The organism is Streptomyces sp. NPDC028368, from assembly GCF_055565615.1.
Genome location: NZ_JBVHTY010000027.1, coordinates 16969 through 35433 on the forward strand (window position 1 = coordinate 16969; position 18465 = coordinate 35433).

Annotated in this window: 14 protein-coding genes and 5 pseudogenes; 9 read left to right on the plus strand and 10 right to left on the minus strand. The window is 66.9% G+C overall.

Going from position 1 to position 18465, the window contains the following annotated elements:
• Positions 1-78: 78 nt before the first annotated feature.
• The 3 genes and pseudogenes from ACZ4S3_RS38150 to ACZ4S3_RS38160 form a co-directional block, all read right to left on the minus strand.
• Positions 79-527, minus strand: a pseudogene (locus ACZ4S3_RS38150) (DUF4158 domain-containing protein).
• A gap of 159 nt (positions 528-686) precedes the next feature.
• Complete coding sequence (locus ACZ4S3_RS38155; RefSeq protein ID WP_467943155.1) at positions 687-2027, minus strand: M20/M25/M40 family metallo-hydrolase; 1341 nt, start codon at positions 2025-2027, stop codon at positions 687-689.
• Positions 2017-3210 carry an MFS transporter gene (locus ACZ4S3_RS38160; protein WP_467943157.1) on the minus strand — a complete coding sequence of 398 codons (1194 nt, stop codon included), beginning with the start codon at positions 3208-3210 and terminating at the stop codon, positions 2017-2019. Before ACZ4S3_RS38160 ends, ACZ4S3_RS38155 begins: the two co-directional genes overlap by 11 nt.
• Before the next feature lie 108 nt (positions 3211-3318).
• Here ACZ4S3_RS38160 and ACZ4S3_RS38165 point away from each other — a divergent pair, with 108 nt between their 5' ends.
• Positions 3319-6219, plus strand: coding sequence for a helix-turn-helix transcriptional regulator (locus ACZ4S3_RS38165; RefSeq protein ID WP_467943158.1), 2901 nt, complete (start codon positions 3319-3321; stop codon positions 6217-6219).
• 77 nt (positions 6220-6296) lie between these two features.
• Here ACZ4S3_RS38165 and ACZ4S3_RS38170 read toward each other — a convergent pair.
• Positions 6297-6398: pseudogene (locus tag ACZ4S3_RS38170) on the minus strand (helix-turn-helix domain-containing protein); the annotation flags it as partial.
• A 668-nt stretch (positions 6399-7066) separates the two neighbouring features.
• Here ACZ4S3_RS38170 and ACZ4S3_RS38175 point away from each other — a divergent pair.
• From ACZ4S3_RS38175 to ACZ4S3_RS38185, 3 genes are read left to right on the plus strand one after another with little or no spacing between them, the layout of a single operon-like run.
• On the plus strand, positions 7067-7234 hold the full coding sequence (locus ACZ4S3_RS38175; RefSeq protein WP_467943160.1) for a hypothetical protein: 168 nt from the start codon (positions 7067-7069) through the stop codon (positions 7232-7234).
• Between the two features lie 44 nt (positions 7235-7278).
• On the plus strand, positions 7279-8295 hold the full coding sequence (locus tag ACZ4S3_RS38180) for a Mu transposase C-terminal domain-containing protein (protein ID WP_467943162.1): 1017 nt from the start codon (positions 7279-7281) through the stop codon (positions 8293-8295).
• A 42-nt stretch (positions 8296-8337) separates the two neighbouring features.
• Positions 8338-9084: a phosphotransferase family protein gene (locus tag ACZ4S3_RS38185; protein WP_143943641.1), complete on the plus strand. Its 747-nt coding sequence runs from the start codon at positions 8338-8340 to the stop codon at positions 9082-9084.
• A gap of 74 nt (positions 9085-9158) precedes the next feature.
• Here ACZ4S3_RS38185 and ACZ4S3_RS38190 read toward each other — a convergent pair whose 3' ends face one another.
• Complete coding sequence (locus ACZ4S3_RS38190) at positions 9159-9932, minus strand: hypothetical protein (RefSeq protein ID WP_467943163.1); 774 nt, start codon at positions 9930-9932, stop codon at positions 9159-9161.
• Between the two features lie 504 nt (positions 9933-10436).
• Positions 10437-10928 carry a DUF1877 family protein gene (locus ACZ4S3_RS38195; protein WP_467943208.1) on the minus strand — a complete coding sequence of 164 codons (492 nt, stop codon included), beginning with the start codon at positions 10926-10928 and terminating at the stop codon, positions 10437-10439.
• Positions 10929-11129: 201 nt separating this feature from the next.
• Between ACZ4S3_RS38195 and ACZ4S3_RS38200 the strand changes: the two genes are divergently transcribed.
• Complete coding sequence (locus tag ACZ4S3_RS38200; RefSeq protein ID WP_467943165.1) at positions 11130-12224, plus strand: alanine racemase; 1095 nt, start codon at positions 11130-11132, stop codon at positions 12222-12224.
• 8 nt (positions 12225-12232) lie between these two features.
• Here ACZ4S3_RS38200 and ACZ4S3_RS38205 read toward each other — a convergent pair.
• Positions 12233-12677, minus strand: a pseudogene (locus ACZ4S3_RS38205) (IS5 family transposase); the annotation flags it as partial.
• A gap of 54 nt (positions 12678-12731) precedes the next feature.
• Complete coding sequence (locus ACZ4S3_RS38210) at positions 12732-13799, minus strand: transposase (RefSeq protein ID WP_467943166.1); 1068 nt, start codon at positions 13797-13799, stop codon at positions 12732-12734.
• Between the two features lie 401 nt (positions 13800-14200).
• Here ACZ4S3_RS38210 and ACZ4S3_RS38215 point away from each other — a divergent pair, with 401 nt between their 5' ends.
• A complete protein-coding gene (locus tag ACZ4S3_RS38215) occupies positions 14201-15202 on the plus strand; it encodes a phage tail tip lysozyme (RefSeq protein WP_467943168.1) in 1002 nt (333 codons plus the stop codon).
• 716 nt (positions 15203-15918) lie between these two features.
• On the opposite strand, the pseudogene ACZ4S3_RS38220 reads toward ACZ4S3_RS38215, so the two are convergent.
• A pseudogene (locus ACZ4S3_RS38220) lies at positions 15919-16022 on the minus strand (Tn3 family transposase); the annotation flags it as partial.
• On the opposite strand from ACZ4S3_RS38220, the gene ACZ4S3_RS38225 reads away from it, so the two are divergent.
• Entirely contained in the window at positions 16015-16707 is a 693-nt protein-coding gene (locus tag ACZ4S3_RS38225) for a hypothetical protein (protein ID WP_467943210.1), read from the plus strand. The pseudogene ACZ4S3_RS38220 and the gene ACZ4S3_RS38225 sit on opposite strands and share 8 nt — an antisense overlap.
• 50 nt (positions 16708-16757) lie before the next feature.
• Here ACZ4S3_RS38225 and ACZ4S3_RS38230 read toward each other — a convergent pair.
• Positions 16758-16916: pseudogene (locus ACZ4S3_RS38230) on the minus strand (tetratricopeptide repeat protein); the annotation flags it as partial.
• A gap of 155 nt (positions 16917-17071) precedes the next feature.
• On the opposite strand from ACZ4S3_RS38230, the gene ACZ4S3_RS38235 reads away from it, so the two are divergent.
• Both ACZ4S3_RS38235 and ACZ4S3_RS38240 read left to right on the plus strand, forming a co-directional pair.
• Positions 17072-17494, plus strand: a complete 423-nt coding sequence (locus ACZ4S3_RS38235; RefSeq protein ID WP_467943170.1) for a hypothetical protein — start codon at positions 17072-17074, stop codon at positions 17492-17494.
• A 162-nt stretch (positions 17495-17656) separates the two neighbouring features.
• A complete protein-coding gene (locus ACZ4S3_RS38240) occupies positions 17657-18448 on the plus strand; it encodes a class I SAM-dependent methyltransferase (protein WP_351201255.1) in 792 nt (263 codons plus the stop codon).
• The last annotated feature ends 17 nt before the right edge of the window (positions 18449-18465 follow it).

An 18465-nucleotide genomic window follows, 5' to 3' on the forward strand; every position in this document is an offset into this window, starting at 1 on the left:
GGCGCGCTGGTTGGCGCGTTCGCGGATCGAGGTGATCAGGCGGTCGAGGACGGTGGCGCCAGGTAGCAGGACTTTGTCCTAGACCATCTGCAAGGTGGCGAGGTCGAACAGGGCGATCGGGCGCTCGTTGCCCGACCAGCAGCGCGCCCACAGCCGGCGGGCCGGCTTCCACCAGGCCAGGCCCTTCAAATCCTGGTAGCCGTATGCCTGTTTGATGGCGTTCTGGTGGTCCCAGCGGGTGCGCTCGCTGCCGTACCCGGCCAGCACGGTCGGGGGAGGCCGAGCCAGCCGGCGACGTAGGCGACGGCCTCGGCCGGCGCGTGCCCGGGATTGTCCAGGAAGGTGCCCAGGAACCGCACCGTGCCGAGCTGGACGCCGTACCCGAGCTGCGACCTCGCACCCCGGCAGGCCATCGCCCGCCGGCGGGCATCCCGGTCCAGCATGAAGTACCCGGCCAGCTCCCCCTCGTCGGGCACCGCGGTGAACGTCCCGAAGTTGCGACGCTGTTGGTCGGTCAGGAACGCCATCGGTCACCTGCCCTCGAGTCCTTCTGACGGCGATCACTGTAGGCCGCGTGATCGGGAGGCTGGAGGCCAAGGGCCGCGTTCCGGGCCCATGAGCGGCATCTCCCACGAGGTCGACTCGGCAAACTGCCTTGCATTCTCTGGCAGTTCGCGGGGTGGCGGTCATTGTCTGAGTTCGGTGAGGAGCAGGGTCTCGGCAAGGCAGGCGTGTTCAAAGTCGGCCAGGTGCAGGCTTTCGTTCACGCTGTGCGCGCGGGAGTCGCCGTCGGCTCCGGCAGAGGCGATCAGGATCGCTGCGTCGGGGTAGGCGTGGGCGAACGCGGCGATGAAGGGGATTGAGGCGCCGGAGCCGATGTCGAGGACATCGCTGCCGTAGGCTCGGCCGTAGGCCTTGCGAGCGGCGTCGAATGCCGGTCCTTGCGCGTCGATGACGAATGGTTGTCCGGCCTCGCCCTCGGTGACGGTGACGTGCAGTCCCCAGGGCGTGTGGTGCCGCAGATGGCGGGCGAGGGCTTGCCTTGCCACTACTGCATCGTCGCCTGGTGCGACCCGTAGTCCGACCTTCGCCCTGGCCATGGGGGTGAGCGTATTGGACGCGGCGTCCACTGGGGGCGCGTCGATCGCGAGGACGGTGGCCGCGGGCCTGGCCCAGAGCTGCTGGGCGATGCTGCTGCTTCCGAGGAGGTGAACGCCGTCGAGGAGACCGGCCTCGGCTCGGAATCCCGCCTCGGAGAGGCCGCCAGCAGGTGCCGTTGCGGTGCCGAGCCCTTCGACGGTGACGTTGCCCTGCTCGTCGTGGAGCGTGGCGAGGAGTCGGCACAACGCGGTCAGTGCGTCCGGGGCGGCTCCGCCGTAGGTGCCGGAGTGCACGCCGCGCTGTAGGGCGCGCAGTTCCACCACGCAGGAGGTGATCCCGCGCAGGCCGGTGGTCAGGCAGGGCGTGCCGGTGGTCAGGTTGTCGGCGTCGGCGAGCACGATGACGTCGGCGTTGAGTTTGTCCTGGTGGCGGTCGAGGAACGTGCTGAGGTTCGGTGATCCGATTTCTTCCTCACCTTCGACGAGCACGGTCACGCCGATGGGCGGCCGGCCGGAGTAGGCGCGCAGTGCGGCGAGGTGCGTGGCGATGCCGGCCTTGTCGTCGGCGGTGCCACGGCCATACAAACGCCCGTCGTGTTCGGTCGGTTGGAAGGGCGGGCTGGACCAGCCTGCGAGATTGCCGGCGGGCTGTACGTCATGGTGGGCGTAGAGCAAGACCGTGGGTTGACCGGGCGGGGCGGCGTAGCGTGCGAGAACTGCGGGCTGTCCGCCTTCGATGTCATCCAGGATCTCGACCTGCGGGGAGCCGATGTTCCGGAACAGGCGGGCTGTCAGTTCGGCGGAGCGGCGCACCTCGTCGAAGGAGCCGGGGTCGGCGCTGACCGAGGGGATCCGGACCAGTGCTTCGAGGTCTGCTCGGACCGTGGGTAGCACCCGGCGCACGGCCTGGCGAAGGTCATGATTCATGGTTGGTTTCCTTTCCTGCTGTGCGATCACGCCACGCGGGGACGATCGCGACGATGAGTACCAGCGCGGTCACAGCGAATCCGGCCGGGTAGCCCACTGGTCCGATCAGCAGGCCGAAGCCGACGGCTCCGATGCCGAAACCGCCGTCATAGGCGAGGTTCCATAGCGCACTGGCCTTGCCGAACTCGGTCGGTGAGACGCGCTCCAACATCAGCGCCAAGGTCGCGTTCTGGCCGATGCCGAACCCGATCCCGAACAGCGCCATCCCCGCGATCACCGCGAGCGGGCTTGCCACCCACACCAGCCCCGCCGTGCCGACGGCCGCGGTGAACACCGCGGGAACCAGAAGCGGTCCAGAGCCCCGGCGGTCGCCCAGGCGTCCTGCCGCCCAGCGCGCGAACGGCGTGACGGCGGTCTGCGCCAGGAGAGCGAGGGGAACCCAGGCATGGGCCTTGGCGGGCATGGCCAACGACAAGAATGTCTGCACAACGCCGGCCACCACCGTGAAGGCGGCGAAGACCACCGTGGGCCGGACGAGCCCACTGCCGCGAAGGCCGCCCAGCATCCCGTCATGGCGTTCGCTGCGACCCTGCTGAGCCGGCAGGCCGAGCGCGGCGACCAGGGTGGCAACAGATACTCCCGCGCTAGTCAGGAAGACGAGGTGAAAGCCGAGGTGGCCGCTGAGCCACATACCCAGCGGCAGCCCGATCACGGCGGGTACACCGACTACCACGCCATACAGGCCGAGTCCTTCACCTCGACGCTCCACGGGCACCAGTTCGGCGGTCAGTGCGGGGCCGACCACGGCCACGATCGCCAGGCCCGCTCCACAGAGCAGGCACACGGCGAGTACCAGCGGCATTCGCTCAGAGAGGGTGAGTGCGGCCGCCGAAGCGGCGAGCATCAGCAGGCCTGCTGATGCCACCGCCCGGTAGCCGAATTCCGCCACCAGGCGGGCCACCGCCAACTCCATCAGAACGGTGGCAAGCATCATGGCGCCGGTTGCGGCGCCGGCACCGCCGGCACCAGCCCCACCCGCGGCGACATACCGGGGAATGACCGAGAGCAGCAGGTAGAAGCCGATGAACGAGCCGAATGACACAAGCAAAAGCAAGATCATCTGGCGGCTGGCGATCGACCGGGACGTTGTAGCGCCCGAAAGGCCGGTATCAGAGACGGTCACGACCCGAGACTCTCCCCGGCCGGGGCGGCTCCGCATCGTAGGACTGCCTTATGCGAACGCCTTAGATCCTCACCGCGCGTGCTTACCGCGATCTGAAAAACTGGAGGCATGGCTACGACCAACGCTGTCTTGGCGGGGCGAGAGAAAGAACTGTCCGCGCTCACCGAGGCATTCCAACGCGCTGGCGGCGGCCAGCCGTCCGCCGTACTGATCGCCGGAGAGGCCGGCGTGGGCAAGTCCCGGCTGGTCAGTGAGTTCGCGGCACAGCTGCCAGCTTCAACCTGGCAGCTCACTGGCGCATGCCTGGAGATAGGCGAGACCGGCCTTCCGTTCGCCCCCTTCACCGCGATGTTGCGTGAGCTGGTCCGCACCATCGGCGTGGAAGAAGTCCGCCACCTGCTGCCGAACGGCGAGACGGGCGAGCTCGGACGGCTGCTGCCCAGCCTGGGCCGCCCGCACTCCGCGGACGAGAACGACCTCGCCCGCGCTCGCCTGTTCGAACAGTTCCTTGCGCTCCTGCAGGCCCTCGGACAACGCGCACCGGTGCTCCTCGTCGTCGAGGATGTTCACTGGGCGGATCGGTCCAGCTTGGACCTGCTCACGTTCATCATCCGCAACCAGCAGTCCGTTCCCGATGTGCTGGCAGCGGTGACCTGTCGCAGTGACCGGCTGAACCCGGCACACCCGGTGCGCCGGCAGCTCGCCGAGATGGAGCGCATGGCGTGGGCACAGCGAATCGACCTCGGCAGACTGACCAAGACCGAGGTCACCATGCAACTGCGTGGCCTGCTCGGACACCCGCCAACTCCCGAGCTCAGCGAAACGATCTACCGGCGAAGCGAAGGCAACCCACTGCTGGTGGAGGCACTGCTGACCTGTGGTGCCCGACCGGGTGCGCCACTGCCGGCATCGATCCGCGATCTGCTGGTTGCACCACTGGAGCGACTCGCCGGGCAGACCCAGAACGTGGTCCGTGCCGCCGCTGTCGGCGGCGTGCGCGTGGGTCATACGCTGCTCGCCGAGGTCACCGGCCTCGACGATCCAGCATTGTCCACCGCGCTGCGGCCCGCCGTGGCATCGCACCTGCTGGTTGTCGACGGCGACAGCTACGTCTTCCGGCACGCGCTGATCCGGGAAGTCATCGAGGGGGAGCTGCTGCCCGGTGAGCGGTCTGTCCTGCACGTACGGTATGGAGAGGCGTTGGAGCGCCATCCCCACCTTGCTCCCCCCGGCCGTGGCGCACTTGCACTTGAGCTGGCCCACCATTGGCACGCCGTGGCCAAGCAACACCCGCAACGAGCATTCGCGGCCGCGTGGGACGCCGCCGAGAGCGCCGAGGCATCACTGGCCTACGCCGAACAGTCGCGCATACTGGAGACGGTCCTGGATCTGTGGGATCACGCGCCCGGTGTGGCACGACGGCTCGGAATCGACCGAAGGTCCGTGCTGGACAAGGCCATCGAGGCGGCGATGCTGTCCGGCGAAGGTGATCACGGCATGAAACTGATCGCCATCGCACTCGCCGACGTCGATCCTGCCGCCGATCCCGCGCGCGCCGCGCAGCTGTTCCGCCACCGAGGAGAGCTGCGTCAGGCCCTGGGACAGCCCGGCGCCGTCGATGATCTGCGGACAGCGGCGCGGATCATGCCACCGCAACACCCGGACCGGCCACGCGTCCTGAACACCTTGACTCATCGCCTGCTCACCATGCCGTGTGACGAGGAAGGAATCGCCATCGCCACGGAGGCGATCCGGGCGGCGCACGCTGCCGGCGACATCCAGGCCGAGGTCTTCGCCTCGATCAACCTCGCCTACGCGCAGGCCCGTACCCGCGACCTGGACCGGCAGCTGCCGCACCTGGCCACAGCACGGGCAACAGCACAACGCATCGATGACCATGCCGCGTTGATGCACGCGTTCCGATGCGAGGCCGACGTACTCCAAGGCGCCGGTCGATACGAGCAGGCCGCCGAAATCGCGCAGCGCGGCCTCGCCGCAGCGAGCCGTGCCGGACTCTCGCGCACCTTCGGGCCCACGCACGCCGCCAACGTGGCCGAGGCCCTGATCGCGACAGGACACTGGGACGAAGCGACCGAGATTCTCGACCATTCACTCGAGCTCGCCCCCGCACCCAGCTTCCGCGCCTATCTCCTGGTCCTGCGCGGCTCGATCGCCTTGGCCCGAGGCGATATCCCGCTGGCCGAATCCGCTGCCGACTTCGCCCACGGCGTGTTCAGCTGGGGCATCTCCGACGCCCAAGACCTCCTCCCGCTGATCTGCTTCGCATCGGATCTGGCGCTCGCCAAGGGCAACGAAGCACAAGCCGTTGCGAATGTGGAGCAAACACTGGCCAGGAACGAGGCCATATCAACTCCACGCTACCTGTGGCCGTTGCTCGTCCTCGGTGCGCGAGTCGCCCACGCGAGCCCCACGCTGCCGGCCGCCCTGTGCGAGCTCGCCGCCGAGCTACCCGTCATCGGGCCGGTCCAACAAGCGCAGCGGTTGACCTTCACCGCCGAAATCACGCGGGTCAGTAGATCGTCCCAGCCGTCGGCCTGGGACCGCTGCGCGACCGCCTGGGGCGAGCTACACCAGCCCTATCAACAAGGCCTGGCGCTCCTGCGAGCCGCGGAGGCAGCAGCCGAGAACGGCGACCGGCAAGCGGCGGCCGACCGTCTTCGAACCGCCCGCCACAACGCCGATCTTCTCGGCGCTCGCGCCCTGCTGACAGCCGTCGAGCAGCTGGCCAGGCTGGCCCGACTTCCCCTGAACTCCCCGCCCCGCGAATACCGCTCTCCAGGCCGGCACCCTCGGCTTACCCCCCGTGAGCACGACGTGCTCCACCTGGTCGCCAACGGCCGCACCAACCGAGAGATCGCAGAGGAGTTGTACATCTCCACCAAGACAGCCAGCGTCCATGTCTCCAACATCCTCGCCAAGCTCGGCGTCTCCAGCCGAGTCCAGGCCGCCACCGCCGCCTACCGCCTCGGGCTTGTCTCACCAGAATGACGATCATGGATCTGCGCAGCGATAGTCCAGCACAGCCCACCCCCTCCACCCCACCCATGAGGGCTCTGAAGAGCCAATCAACCCTCTGGTGTGACCCGAAGAACGGCAACACTCTCGCGGTGCTTGCGTAGCTCCCGGTACAGCGTGGAGCGGCTGATACCGAGTTCAGCGGCGACCTGCTCGGGGTGTGAGGTTCGGTCGTGGTGTCACTGGGGTGTTCGGTTGTGTATGTCACTGATCTGTAGGTGTATCGGTGCTGTTCAAGGGCAGTTGGACCGGTCGGTCATGGTGGCAGTTCCTGGGACGTTGCGGTGACGTGAAGCCGTATCGGCCGGTGTCGTGTGTGCCGTATCTCCTTTGTCTTCCTGGCCTTCATGAGCTGACGTCGGTGCCGGTGTCGCGGGGTCTGGTGCTGGTCCAGATTCCCGTGGTAGTTCCGAGGGGTATTAGCACGTGCGCCTATCGAACTGGCGGGAATGTTCTGCTGCCACCCGCCCGGGTGGGCGGCCGGGCGGGAAGCGCACGTGCAGGTCATAGCCTCGCATCAGACGCACCCGTCGCACACTTGCGTCTGGTTTAACTGCCCTGTATGCAACCGCCGTTGGACGTTGTACGTGAGTACCGCGCCGTTATCCGTCTGCCTGCGTCGCGGGTGCCGGCACCGGTGACAAGGCTGGACGGTGCCTCGGAGTCTGCGGAGGCGGGCTTGGGGCGGCATCGGGACGAGTTGCGGCCCGCAGCGGTGGCTCAGCTCCTGCGGCTGCGGGCGGTGGGGGAGTTGAGGACTGCGCACGTACGGTTGGTCGCTGAGTCCGTGGGTGTGAGTGTGCGGACGGTGTGGCGCCGGTTGGCGCAGGCCGAGGAGACCGGCAGCACGGAGAAACCCGATCGCCGGCGTTTTCGGATCACTGACGAGATCATTGATGTCCTCGCCGACTATCAGGGCAACGTCAGGCGCGCCCACGAGCACCTGACCCGCCTCGCTTTGGCGGCGGGGGAGGAGTCGGTGGGCTGACGACGCTGCACGACGCCATCGCCCGTGATCTCGACCCTGGTTTCATGGCGGGTCTGCGTCAGGGCGTTCCGGCTGCCCGTGGTTTCGATCCCGCGTTCCAGCGTCCTGCGGTGGCCCGCAATCAGGTGTGGGAGGGGGATCACAAGCAGCCCCCGCTGGTGGTGATGATGCCCGACAAGAAGCTGTCGAAGGTGTGGGTGACGTGGTTCGAGGACCGCGGTACCGGTCATGTGATGGGCTGGGCGGTCACCGCCGGCTCCGCGCACCGGGGGTCGGTGCTGGCGGCCGTGCGGGCGTCGGTGTTGCGGGAAGACCCATACGGGCCGGCCGGGGGGCTGCCGGAGCTGGTACGGGTCGACGGTGGCGCCGACTTCCTGTCCCGGACGGTGCGGCGGGCGTTCGGGCTGATGGGGGTGCCGGTGCACCGGGTCCGCAGTGCCCGTCACAAGGGCGGCATCGAGCGGCTGAACCGCACGAGCATGACCCGCTTCTTCGCCGATCTGCCCCGCTACACCAAAGCGCCCCGGCTCGATCATCACCGCCACCTCGGCGACCAGGATCCGCCGCTGACCTTCGAGGCGTTTGTCGGCCTGCTGCGCACCTGGGTCACCGAGCACAACACCCAGTACGTCATCAACCGCACCGGCATGACGCCGCTTCAGGCGTGGCAGGCCGATTCCGTCGAGATCCGGCTCGAGCCCAGCCCCCAGGAATTACGCGCCCTGATGCTGGAGAGTGACCACAAGGTACGTAAGATCACCAGCCACGGGGTGGAGTTCGCGGGGCGCTGCTACATGCCCGAGAACGGGGTGGGCCGTATCGGGTGTGAGGTCCGTGTGCGGTGGATGCCCCACCACCATCACGAGATCGACCTGTACACCTTCCGCGGCAATCGCTATCTCGGCCGGGCCTTCCTCAGCAACGAAGCTGACGACGCCCTGCGCGACAAGGTCCTGAGAACTCCTCACAAAAGTGGTGGACTTGACCTAGTCAGAGGTCGGTGTCGCGCACGAGGCCGCCGGGTATCGGGACGCAGTCAGCCGAGTAATCGCATGCGATAAACCCGGCGACATCGGCGATCATCCCCGGGATACTGGTCGCCCATGGATGAGGTCAAAGTCGTCGTCGCCCATTCCGAGCGCGCGACCCTGCGCGTCGGCGACGTGTTCCTGAAGGTGGACGCCGATCAGGCGCGCATCGACGTCGAGGTCGAGGCAATGTCCCTCGCGCCGGTCCCGACCCCAGAGGTCCTGTGGCGCAAGCCGCCCGTGCTCGCGATCGCCGCACTCCCGGGGACGACGCTTGGGCGCCTCGGCGGGCCGTCGACCGGGTCGTCGGCGGCGTGGGCCGCGGCGGGCGCCGCCATCCGGAAGCTGCACGACGCGCCGCTGCCGCCCCTGCCCGGCCGGGCCGGCCGGAGCATCGTCGCGCTGGCGGCGGAACTCGACGACGAGTGCGAGTTGCTCGTGACGAACGGCCTCCTGCCCGCTGACCTGGTCACCCACAACCGCCAGGTCGCCGAGGCTGCACTCCGGCCGTGGACTCCGGCGTTCACGCACGGCGACCTGCAGATCGCGCACGTCTTCGTCGACGGCGACGAGGTCACAGGCATCATCGACTGGTCCGAGGCGGGCCAGGGCGATGCCCTGTACGACCTCGCCACCTTCACGCTCGGACACGAGGAGCACCTCGACGACGTCCTCGCCGGCTATGGCACCGACATCGACCTCGACGTGATCCACGCGTGGTGGTCGTTGCGAAGCCTGCTGGCAGTTCGCTGGCTGATCGAGCACGGCTTCGACCCGTTCGCGCCGGGCTGTGAGGTCGACGTGCTGAGATCCCGGATGTGAGGCTGCGCGGGCCCGACTGCTACGAATGCGCTCCGACGCATCGAGCAGGCCATCCCCTGGGCTGATCGCCCGCTTTACTCTCGACAAAGTACGGTGCGCAGTCGTCGCCAGCAGATGACAGCGCAGCCGAGGGTGACGAACGCGTGGTGGATGCCATCGCGGATCTCCCAGCGGATACGCAGGCGGCGGAACCAGTGCAGCAGCGCGATCGCTCCTTCCACGACCCAGCGGTACACGCCCGGACCGGAGCCGCAGCCGACGCCTTCCACGCCCACTGGAAACACACCAGAAGCCAGGTGGAGAAGGCGCTGCCGCAGTTCGAAACCGTGGCGCATCAGTTGGACAGCACCGCCGGTGCCATCCAGAAGGCCAACGACGAGGTCCACCGTGTGCTCGAGGAGATTGCCGCGACGGTGGCGATCGGCATCGGCCTGACGGTGCTGACCGCGGGCTTCTCCGACGCCATCGCGGCGGGCGCGGCCTCGGCGCGGGTCGCCAAGGCCGCGGGCGAGGTCACCAAGCTCGGAAAGTTCCTGATCGGTGCCGCCAGGGCGATCGAGGCAGCGAAGAAGGCGATGGAGACCAACAAGCTGCTCAAGTTCATGATCGAATTCGGGAAGGGGACGGGCGCCAACTTCATCGGTAACGTCGGCGGACAGGCCCTCACCGGACAGAAGATCACCTGGGGGCAGGACCTCCAGGATGCCGCCATAGCCTCTGGGGTGGGCACGGGCCTCGGCGGGTGCCGGGAAGCTTGGGGAGAAAATCGGGAGCTGGGCGCGCAGTTCCGGGGAACACGGAGCGGACTGGGCCCCCGGCAAGGCCATCGGCGAGGGGCTGGAGAGCAAGAACCTTCTCGGCAGGATGACGGTGGAGGGCGCGGGTGGTGCCGCCGGGCAGGCGGCGGCGGACGGGGGAGAAATGTTGATCGAAGGCGAAGACAGGAGCGTTGGGCGGGACATGCTTTTCGGCGGCGCCGGCGGGGCCGCTGGTGGGGCCGCGAACCACGCAGGGGACAAGGCCTTCGAGTCCCATCAGCGGCGCGCACCGCAAGGGCGGTCCTGCCCATTTCCCCGCCTTTCAGCAGATTGCCGTCGACGGCCTCATCTACGGCAACGCCAACAAACTCAACACTGATACAGCATCGGATGATTGATCAATCGTGTTCGAGGTTCGCAAAAGCATCAAACGATTCCGGGAAGACCCGGCCTGGACGTACCGCAAGCGTGGCCGGAAGCATGGCCCGGACCACCTCGAAAACTTCGACCGCCTCGGCTATCCGTTCAGCCTCGGCCCCGATGGCAGCGCAGCGGCAAGGCCAGCGTCGCGAGTACCTATTCCGCGACCACGTCTCAAGCCCACACCGCCCTGACCACGGCGTGGCCTGCTGTAGCCGCCTGCCCGTAGAACCCTTGGAGGCGCCTGTGATAGTCGAGGAACTCCTGCCTGACCTGCGCCTCGTCCCAGCCGGACCAGACGAGCTTGGCACTGGCAACGTTCCACAGCTCGTCGAAAGAGACACTCGCGAGGAAGCCTGCGGCCTGTGACACCCCAGGCGGTTCCAGAATCCCCAGGGGCGGGTTGGAGGGGTCGGCATCGGTGCTGTGTGCCACGGGGCGCCCGCCGTAAATCGGCAACGTCCAGAGCTTGCCGGCATCCGCATCGAGGACATCGGCAGCGGCGTAGAGGTCATTGACGGCAGCCCAGACCTTCTCGATCGAGACGGCGATGCCCACTGCGTACTCGGCGGGTAGGTTCTCCCAAGCCTCCCACATGAACGCCGCAAGCCAGGTGTGGTCGTCCCGGATCTCGGATTCCGCGACGGCCCGCATGTGCATGTGCATGCTCACAGCGACGAGTCCTCGAGTTCGGCGGCCCGCCTGTCGGGCCGAACGGACAGAACTTACTCGACGGCACTGACGGCGAGATGCCCGTCTTTTAGAGGTCGCTCGATCGGTACGCCCGGCCTGGGGGCTATGGTCCTGTAGCCAGGTCCGGGGACCTGCCATGATCGTCTCGACGTGTTCCATGGTGGGAGGCAAGAGATGGCGATACAGCTGCCCGATGGGCTGGCCACGCCGGCGCTCGTGGTCGATCCAGATGTTCTGGACAGAAACATCTCGCGGATGGCTGAGGCTTCGCGGTCCAAAGGGTTCGCTCTGCGTCCGCACGCTAAGAGCCACAAGTGCGCGCAGATCGCCGACCGCCAGCTTCGGGCCGGCGCGCACGGGCTGTCGGTGGCCACGATCAGCGAGGCCGAGGCCTTCGCCCGGACCGGTGTGGACGACCTGTTCATCGCGTACCCCGTGTGGCTCGACGCGGACAAGGCGCAGCGGATGCGCCGGTTGGCGGATGAGGTTGCCCTGCGAGTCGGCGTCGAGTCAGTTGAAGGTGCGCAGCGGCTGGGAGATGCCGTGGGACGCAGCGCACGACCGGTCGAGGTGCTCATCGAGGTCGACAGCGGGAACCACCGGACCGGAGTGCCGCCTTGCGCCGCTGGTGAGGTGGGGAAGGCGGCGGCCGACGCGGGACTGCATGTGGTCGGTGTGTTCACGTTTCCGGGACACGGCTACGGTCACGACGCGCAGGCGCGCGAGCGCGCCGCGCGTGACGAAGAGCACGCGTTGGGCGAAGCCGCGCAGACCCTGCGGGACCTTGGGATCGATATCCATGTGGTCAGTGGCGGGTCGACTCCGACGGTGGGGCAGTGGCAGCCGGGCGCAGTCAACGAGTTGCGGCCCGGTGTCTACGTTTTCAATGACGCCACCCAATTGGCTATTGGCACCAGCAGGGTGGAGGACCTTGCGTTGGTCGCCGCGGCCACGGTAATCAGCGTTCCCGCCCCTGACCGCTTCGTGCTGGACGTCGGCAGCAAGGTCCTCGGCTCCGACCGGTCATCATGGGTGAGGGGCCACGGCTACCTGCCCCAGTTCCCGCAAGGAACCATCACAGGGCTGTGGGAGCACCATGCCGTGGTCCGCCTTCCGGACGGCGTACAAGGGCCACGCTTGGGGTCGGTGGTCGCTGTCGTCCCCAACCACATTTGCACGCCGGTAAATCTCGCCGATGAGCTGTTGGTCGTCCGGCACCGCGAGGTGATCGACCGCTGGCGCGTGTCGGCACGAGGTACCAATACCTGAGCACCACCTCAGCAGGGGAGTCGGCGGTAGCAGATCAGGGCGGCCGCTACCCGGCGAAGGCAAGGAAGTGTTCGGCCTTGCGCTCGTAACGGCGGTGCAGGCGGCGGCAGCCTGCCAGCCACGCCACCGTTCTTTCCACGGTCCAGCGGTGGCGGCTCAGTCGCTGGGAGGACTCGAGGCCCCTGCGGGCGATGCGCGGGGTGATGTTCCGGGAGCGGAGCCAGATGCGCAGGCGGTCGAAGTCGTAGCCCTTGTCAGCATGGAGTTTGGCGGGCCGGCGCCGACGTGGTCCGCGGCGGGAGCGGATGGGCGGGATGCCGCGTACCAGGGATTCGAGTGCCTGGCTGTCGTGGGTGTTCGCGGCAGAGATCCCGATGGAGAGGGCAGACCGGTCGGTTCGGTGATCAAGTGGATCTTTGAGCCCTTCTTCCCTCGATCTACGGGATTCGGACCCCGTAGCGCTTCAGAATGGATTCACATCCCTTGACCTGGTGTTTTGTCATGCGATCAGCTTGCTTCGCGGTACTCGTTGATGAGGTCAGCAACGGCTTGCCGGCGTTTGATCGTGGCCGCTGGCAGGGGGATGACGTTGGGGTCATCGTGAGGCGCGAGCTGGTTTCGTCCTTGATGGGGCCGGTGGGCGTTGAAGTGCCCCTCGTAGTCGTAAAGGATCTTCTCGGCGTGGCCACGGTCGAGAAGCAGGATGCGGGCAGTGCATTCCTCGCGTACCGAGCGCACGAAGCGTTCCGCATGCGGGTTGCAGTTGGGGCTGTGTGGAGGAATCTTGATGACGGTGATGCCCTCACTGGCGAAGACGGCGTCGAATGCCGCGGTGAACTTGGTGTCACGGTCCCTGATGAGGTGGTGGAATCGGCTTGCGCGGTCGCCGATCTCCCACAGGAGTTGGCGTGCCAGCTGGGTGGCCCAGGCGGCTGTGGGATGGGCGGTGACGCCTAGGATGTGCACGGTGCGGGTGTGCACTTCCATGACGAACAGGGCGTACAGTCGCTGTAGCCCGATGGTGTCCACGTGAAAGAAGTCGGTGGCGAGCAGGCCGCTGGCGTGGGCCTTGAGGAAGGTAGCCCACTCGCGGCGCGCCTGGTGACGGCGCGGTGCAGGCCCGATGCCGGAGGCGCGTAGAACGCGGCGGACGGTGGCTGCGCTGACCTTGTGCCCAAGGCGACGCAGTTCGCCGTGTACGCGGCGAGCGCCCCACCGGTGGTTTTCGCTACCGAGCCGGATGATCAGATCGTGGAGCTCGTCAGGAAGCGGCGGGCGGCCTGGGGACGGCGGTTGGGTCCACTTCCGCTTGATCAGGTGCTGGTGCCAGGCGAGCAAGGTGCGCGGGGAGACGACCCGATGGCTGCGGAGCGGCCGGGGCAGAAGCCGGGCGAGCGCGGCCAGCAGTGCCCGGTCCGGCCAACCGGGCTTCGGCGCGGCGACTTGTCGGCGCAGTACTGCGACCTCGTGCCGCAGGATCAGTATCTCCGCGTTCTTCGCCGTGGTAGATCGGCTCAGCAGAGTGAGCCACGCGAAGATCCGCGTGGCGAACAGGTGGATCATCCGTACCAGCACGAGGACTGATCATGCCCGACCATTGGTCGGGCGCGTCGTCCGAAGTCAACAGCGGTGAAGCGATTTTGAAGCGCTACGGGTGTTTCCTGGGGGGTGAAGCTCATGTTGTCCGGTAGCGCGTCACAGAGGTGTGACCCCGCGTGACAGCCTGCCGGGCGGCCGCGTTTGGTTACCTGATGGCCGCGTAATGTGATCCAGGGCGGGCTGCGATGCTTCGCAGTACAATAAAAATGGCCTTGGGTTGGGCTTCGAACAAGGCCGGGGCGATCGCTACTGGCGGCCCACCAGTTCACAACCAGACACAGCTTGTCTCTGTCCTCCTCTTACCCGGCTTCTCCAGTCGTGGTGGACGCCGTGCGCCCTCGCGACGGGCGAAGCGCGCTTCGTGTGAGGAGCCTGAAATGAACGGCAAATTTCCGAACGTCGAAGCAGGGCATCTTCCAGCCGCTGCCGACTGTCCCGGTCGCGGACCGCGTCAAGGAATGGGACACGGGCCCGCCTCGGTCGCGGTGGCTCCGGCGGCCGGCGACTGGACAAAGGTCGGAACCGACGACCGCATGCGTTACTGCATGAGGCAACTCGTCGACCGGTACGGCTATCCGCCCGCAGGCGCCGCCGGGATCGTCGGGAACTTGTGGGCAGAGTCGGCCATTCTGCCGAATCGCATCGAGGGCAGCTCGCCGTCCACCCCGATGCGAGCGAAGAACTTCGCCGGAGTAACCACGGATTTCACAGCCGCCCAAATCATGGATCGGAAATCACCTCATCAAGGGCCTAAACTACCCGGCGTCGGCCTCGCCCAGTGGACTTCGTCCCCTCGGCGGTCGGGGCTTTTCAGGCACGTTTACAACGGAGCTGCGCTCGGGGCGGATGTCCTGTTCAACATGGATGCCCAACTGGACCATCTCAACCACGAATTGCGTACGAGCTACTCCGGAGTCCATCGGGTCCTTTCCAGCCAGGTGGTGTCGGTTGAGGCTGCAAGCGACGAAGTCGTTTACAACTACGAGGTCCCGGGGGCCATTCTCGGCGGCCACACCAAACTGCCACGCGCCGATGCCCGCGTGCAGACGGTCTTCAAGCAACGCCGCTCACCATCGAACAGGGCACTGACCGCCTACCAGTCAGGGGGCGGCCCCGCCGGCCCCGCCAACTTCGAGCCGTTCCCTGGTGCGTCGTTCTTCCACACCGGACGGAAATCGCCGATCGTCGCCGCAATGCACCATCGGCTCGTCGCCGAAGGCTGCAATCGTTACCAGTCGAGCGCCAACGCCGACGTATGGGGCCCGGGCGATGTGAAGTCCTACGCCGCCTGGCAGGAGAAGCTCGGCTTCGAAGGTGACGATGCCAACGGCATCCCGGGCAAGACCAGTTGGGACAAGCTGCAGGTCCCCAACGTCTGACCGTCCTCGCTGAAGAGCCGTCACGAGCTCATCGCACTCACCGCCAACTATGTACGAGCTCGTTAGCTGGGGTTGCGCTCCGACGATACGCGCGTCGGCGGATCTGGAGGGTTCTCGTCGAAAGATGGCGCCATCGCCAGCCGCCAACCACCCTGCCAGGATCACGAGTTGCTGAACGTGGGCAGCGTCGCATCGGCACGGAGAGACCAATGACAGGGGACCGGGAGACCATGGCGCTCAATACGGATGGCATCGAGCAACTCGTCCATGACGGCGTCTGCAACAAGGTCTACCCCTGAGCCGTCTGGGCTGTCGGCGACGCCAACGGCATTCAGGTCAGCGGTGCCACGGGATTTCTTGCCCCCGACGATCTCGACCATCCGATGAGGCTCGACACCCTCTTCGACGTCGCCCACCTCAGCAAAATCCTGACCGTCTGGTCCTGGATCGGTGCTGTCGTCGAAGACGGAATTCTCCAGCTCGATGAACGCCTGACGGTGTCCCGCACACGAGGCGAAGCCGCGCGATGGTCGCCTGCCTCAACGACCGCGGAATCATGCACAACCGAGACGATGATCTCCAAGGCTTGGTCGAGGCGCTGGAGTCCACGTTCACATCCCAGGTGGTCAAACCCTCCGCATCCGCCTGGGCTTGGAGCTCGGTGACGATCCTGGCCCACGTGCCATCGCGCTGCCAGCGCCGGAACAGGTCGTAGACCCGGCCCCCACGGCCGGTAGCGCTGGTGCCACTCGGTCATCAGGTTGCTGGACCAGGCACCGAACTTGCGGCTGTCAGAGGCACACGCGGTACCGGTGCCCCACCACATCTCGTCCCGGACGGCGAAGTGGCGTTCACCAGCTTTGTCACGGGAGGCGCTGGCGAAGCTCGACCGGCCGCTGCTGGCCTGGATGCAGGACACCGAGTTCCACACGTTCGACTCGGCAGCTCACTACGCCGAGTACGAGGACGAACCGGGCGGCCTGTCCCGGCTGGAGCGGAAGATCGCGAAGCTGCCGCCGCGCCCGGAATGGGCGATGGAACGGATCTGGACGCCGGACGAGGAGACCGACGAGGCGTACGACGCCGCATACGAGAAGGCGTGCGTGACGATCGGAGACCGCCGGCTGCATCCCCACGATCTCGACGCATACACCACCATCGCCTACGAGCTCGCCGATCTCGCCGATCAGGACGACGACTTTGACCCGAACGACGTGGAGAGCGAGGCTGATCTCGTCCGCGGCGACCTGGAGGCCGCGCTGTCCTGGGCTGCCGCCGGGGTCTGCGTCCTGCAGCAATCCCTTCCCTATCCCTTCCGCGACGTCCTGCCTTACGGCGAGATCGACAACCGGCCCGCTCACCGCACGGTGTACGCCTACGCGAATCTGCTGCAGCTGAAGCACCCGCGCAAGGCCGCTGCCTGGTTCACGGCGATGGTCTACTTCAGCCCGATGGACAACATGGGCGCCCGCTTCCTCGCCCCAGGAGGGCCCTCGGACCGCTAGCACCCGCAGGGCCGCTCGGGTACTCGGTGGTTGTCACGGGCGCCTCACGCGCGTGCGGCGATGTTGGTCAGACCGTCGTTGATCCGGACGGACTGCACGCCGTCCGCGCAGTTGAGGAACTCTGTCCAGGTGGCCAGGGCCGTCTCGGTGTTGCCGCGCTTGAGCTGGACGTGGCCGAGGTCGGCGAGCACGATTGCCCGGGTGCGCTTGCAGCCCGGCTCCGCGAGCGCGCGGACGTCATCGACAAACGCGCCGTCCACACCCCGCAACCGGTCGGGGACCGACTGCGGGCCAACGCTGGCACGCTCCGCGCCATCGCCGATCATCACGACCGCACCCGCATCACACTCCAGGAGAGTGCTGCATGACCCCCGCCCTCGACGAGCGCGATCGCATCCGAAAGGCGATGGAACGGATCCTCAGTGGCGCCGCGGAGTCCTCGAACGGCGCCCTCACGATCGTCGCGTTGGCCCAGGAAGCCGGCGTCCCGAGAAATGCCCTGACCCAGCGCCACCTCGACCTGAAGAACGAATTCTATGAACGGGTCAAAGAGCGCGGGGCGACTCCGGACGTCGAAGCCCGCCTTCGGCGGAACATCGTGAAACTCAAAGAGACGATCGATAACAAGAACAAGGAACTCGATCAGCTCCGAGTAGATGTCCCTGCCCTCGTCCGAGCCCTCAACCTGCTCACTCTGGAGAACCAACAACTGCGAGAAGCACTCGCTCAGCCGGACCCGAATGTCATCCCGATCCGCGGCAGGCGATCACCCCACCCGGACGAGTGACAGTGCCACTCAGGGATCTCCGGGCAGGGGCACCTTCGGCGCGCCCGTGGGCACCTCGATGCTCGCTAATTTCGTTGAGCCCGCACCCTGCAATCGTGTTGGCTAGCGGCACCGAACTGTCAGTACCGCAGGTGTCCGCTTGGCTGTAGCAGGGAGTTAAACGTGCAGGACATTGTTGTCGACCCCGTTGCCCACAATCGGGCAGCCTGGGACAAGTGTGTCCAAGAGGGCAACGAGTGGTCGAGGCCGGTGAGTGCTGAGGATGTCGAGCGCGCCCGCATGGGCGACTGGTCGATTGTTCTCATCGGGCGTGAGCCAGTCGACCGCTCCTGGCTGCCGACGGACCTGACCGGCAAGGACGTGTTGTGCCTGGCCTCCGGCGGTGGCCAGCAGGGTCCGATCCTCGCCGCCGCAGGGGCGCGGGTCACCGTATTCGACAACTCACCCCGCCAGCTCGGCCAGGACCAGATGGTGGCGGCGCGCGACGGACTCGAGCTGCGCACCGTCCTAGGCGACATGCGCGACCTCAGCGCTTTCGGCGACGCAACATTCGACGTCGTATTCCATCCGGTCTCTAACCTATTCGTACCAGACTTGGCACCGGTGTGGCGTGAGTGCTTCCGCGTCCTGCGACCGGGCGGAACTCTGCTCGTGGGCTTCCTCAACCCTGATGTGTACTTGTTCGACCACGAGGCGCTCGACGAGCGCGGCGAGCTGATCGTCGTGCACAAGCTGCCCTACAGCGATGTCACGCAGTACTCCGCCGAGGAACGCGCCACGAAGTTCGGCGCGGATGCCCCTCTTGAATACAGCCACACCCTCACCGACCAGATCGGCGGGCAACTCGCCGCGGGGTTCGTCCTCACCGGCTTCGCGGAAGCGCCGCACCAATCCAACGCATCCGCTCAATACATGTCGAACTATTTTGCCACGCTGGCGGTCAAGCCGGGCTGACCCAGCCGTGGGGCCGG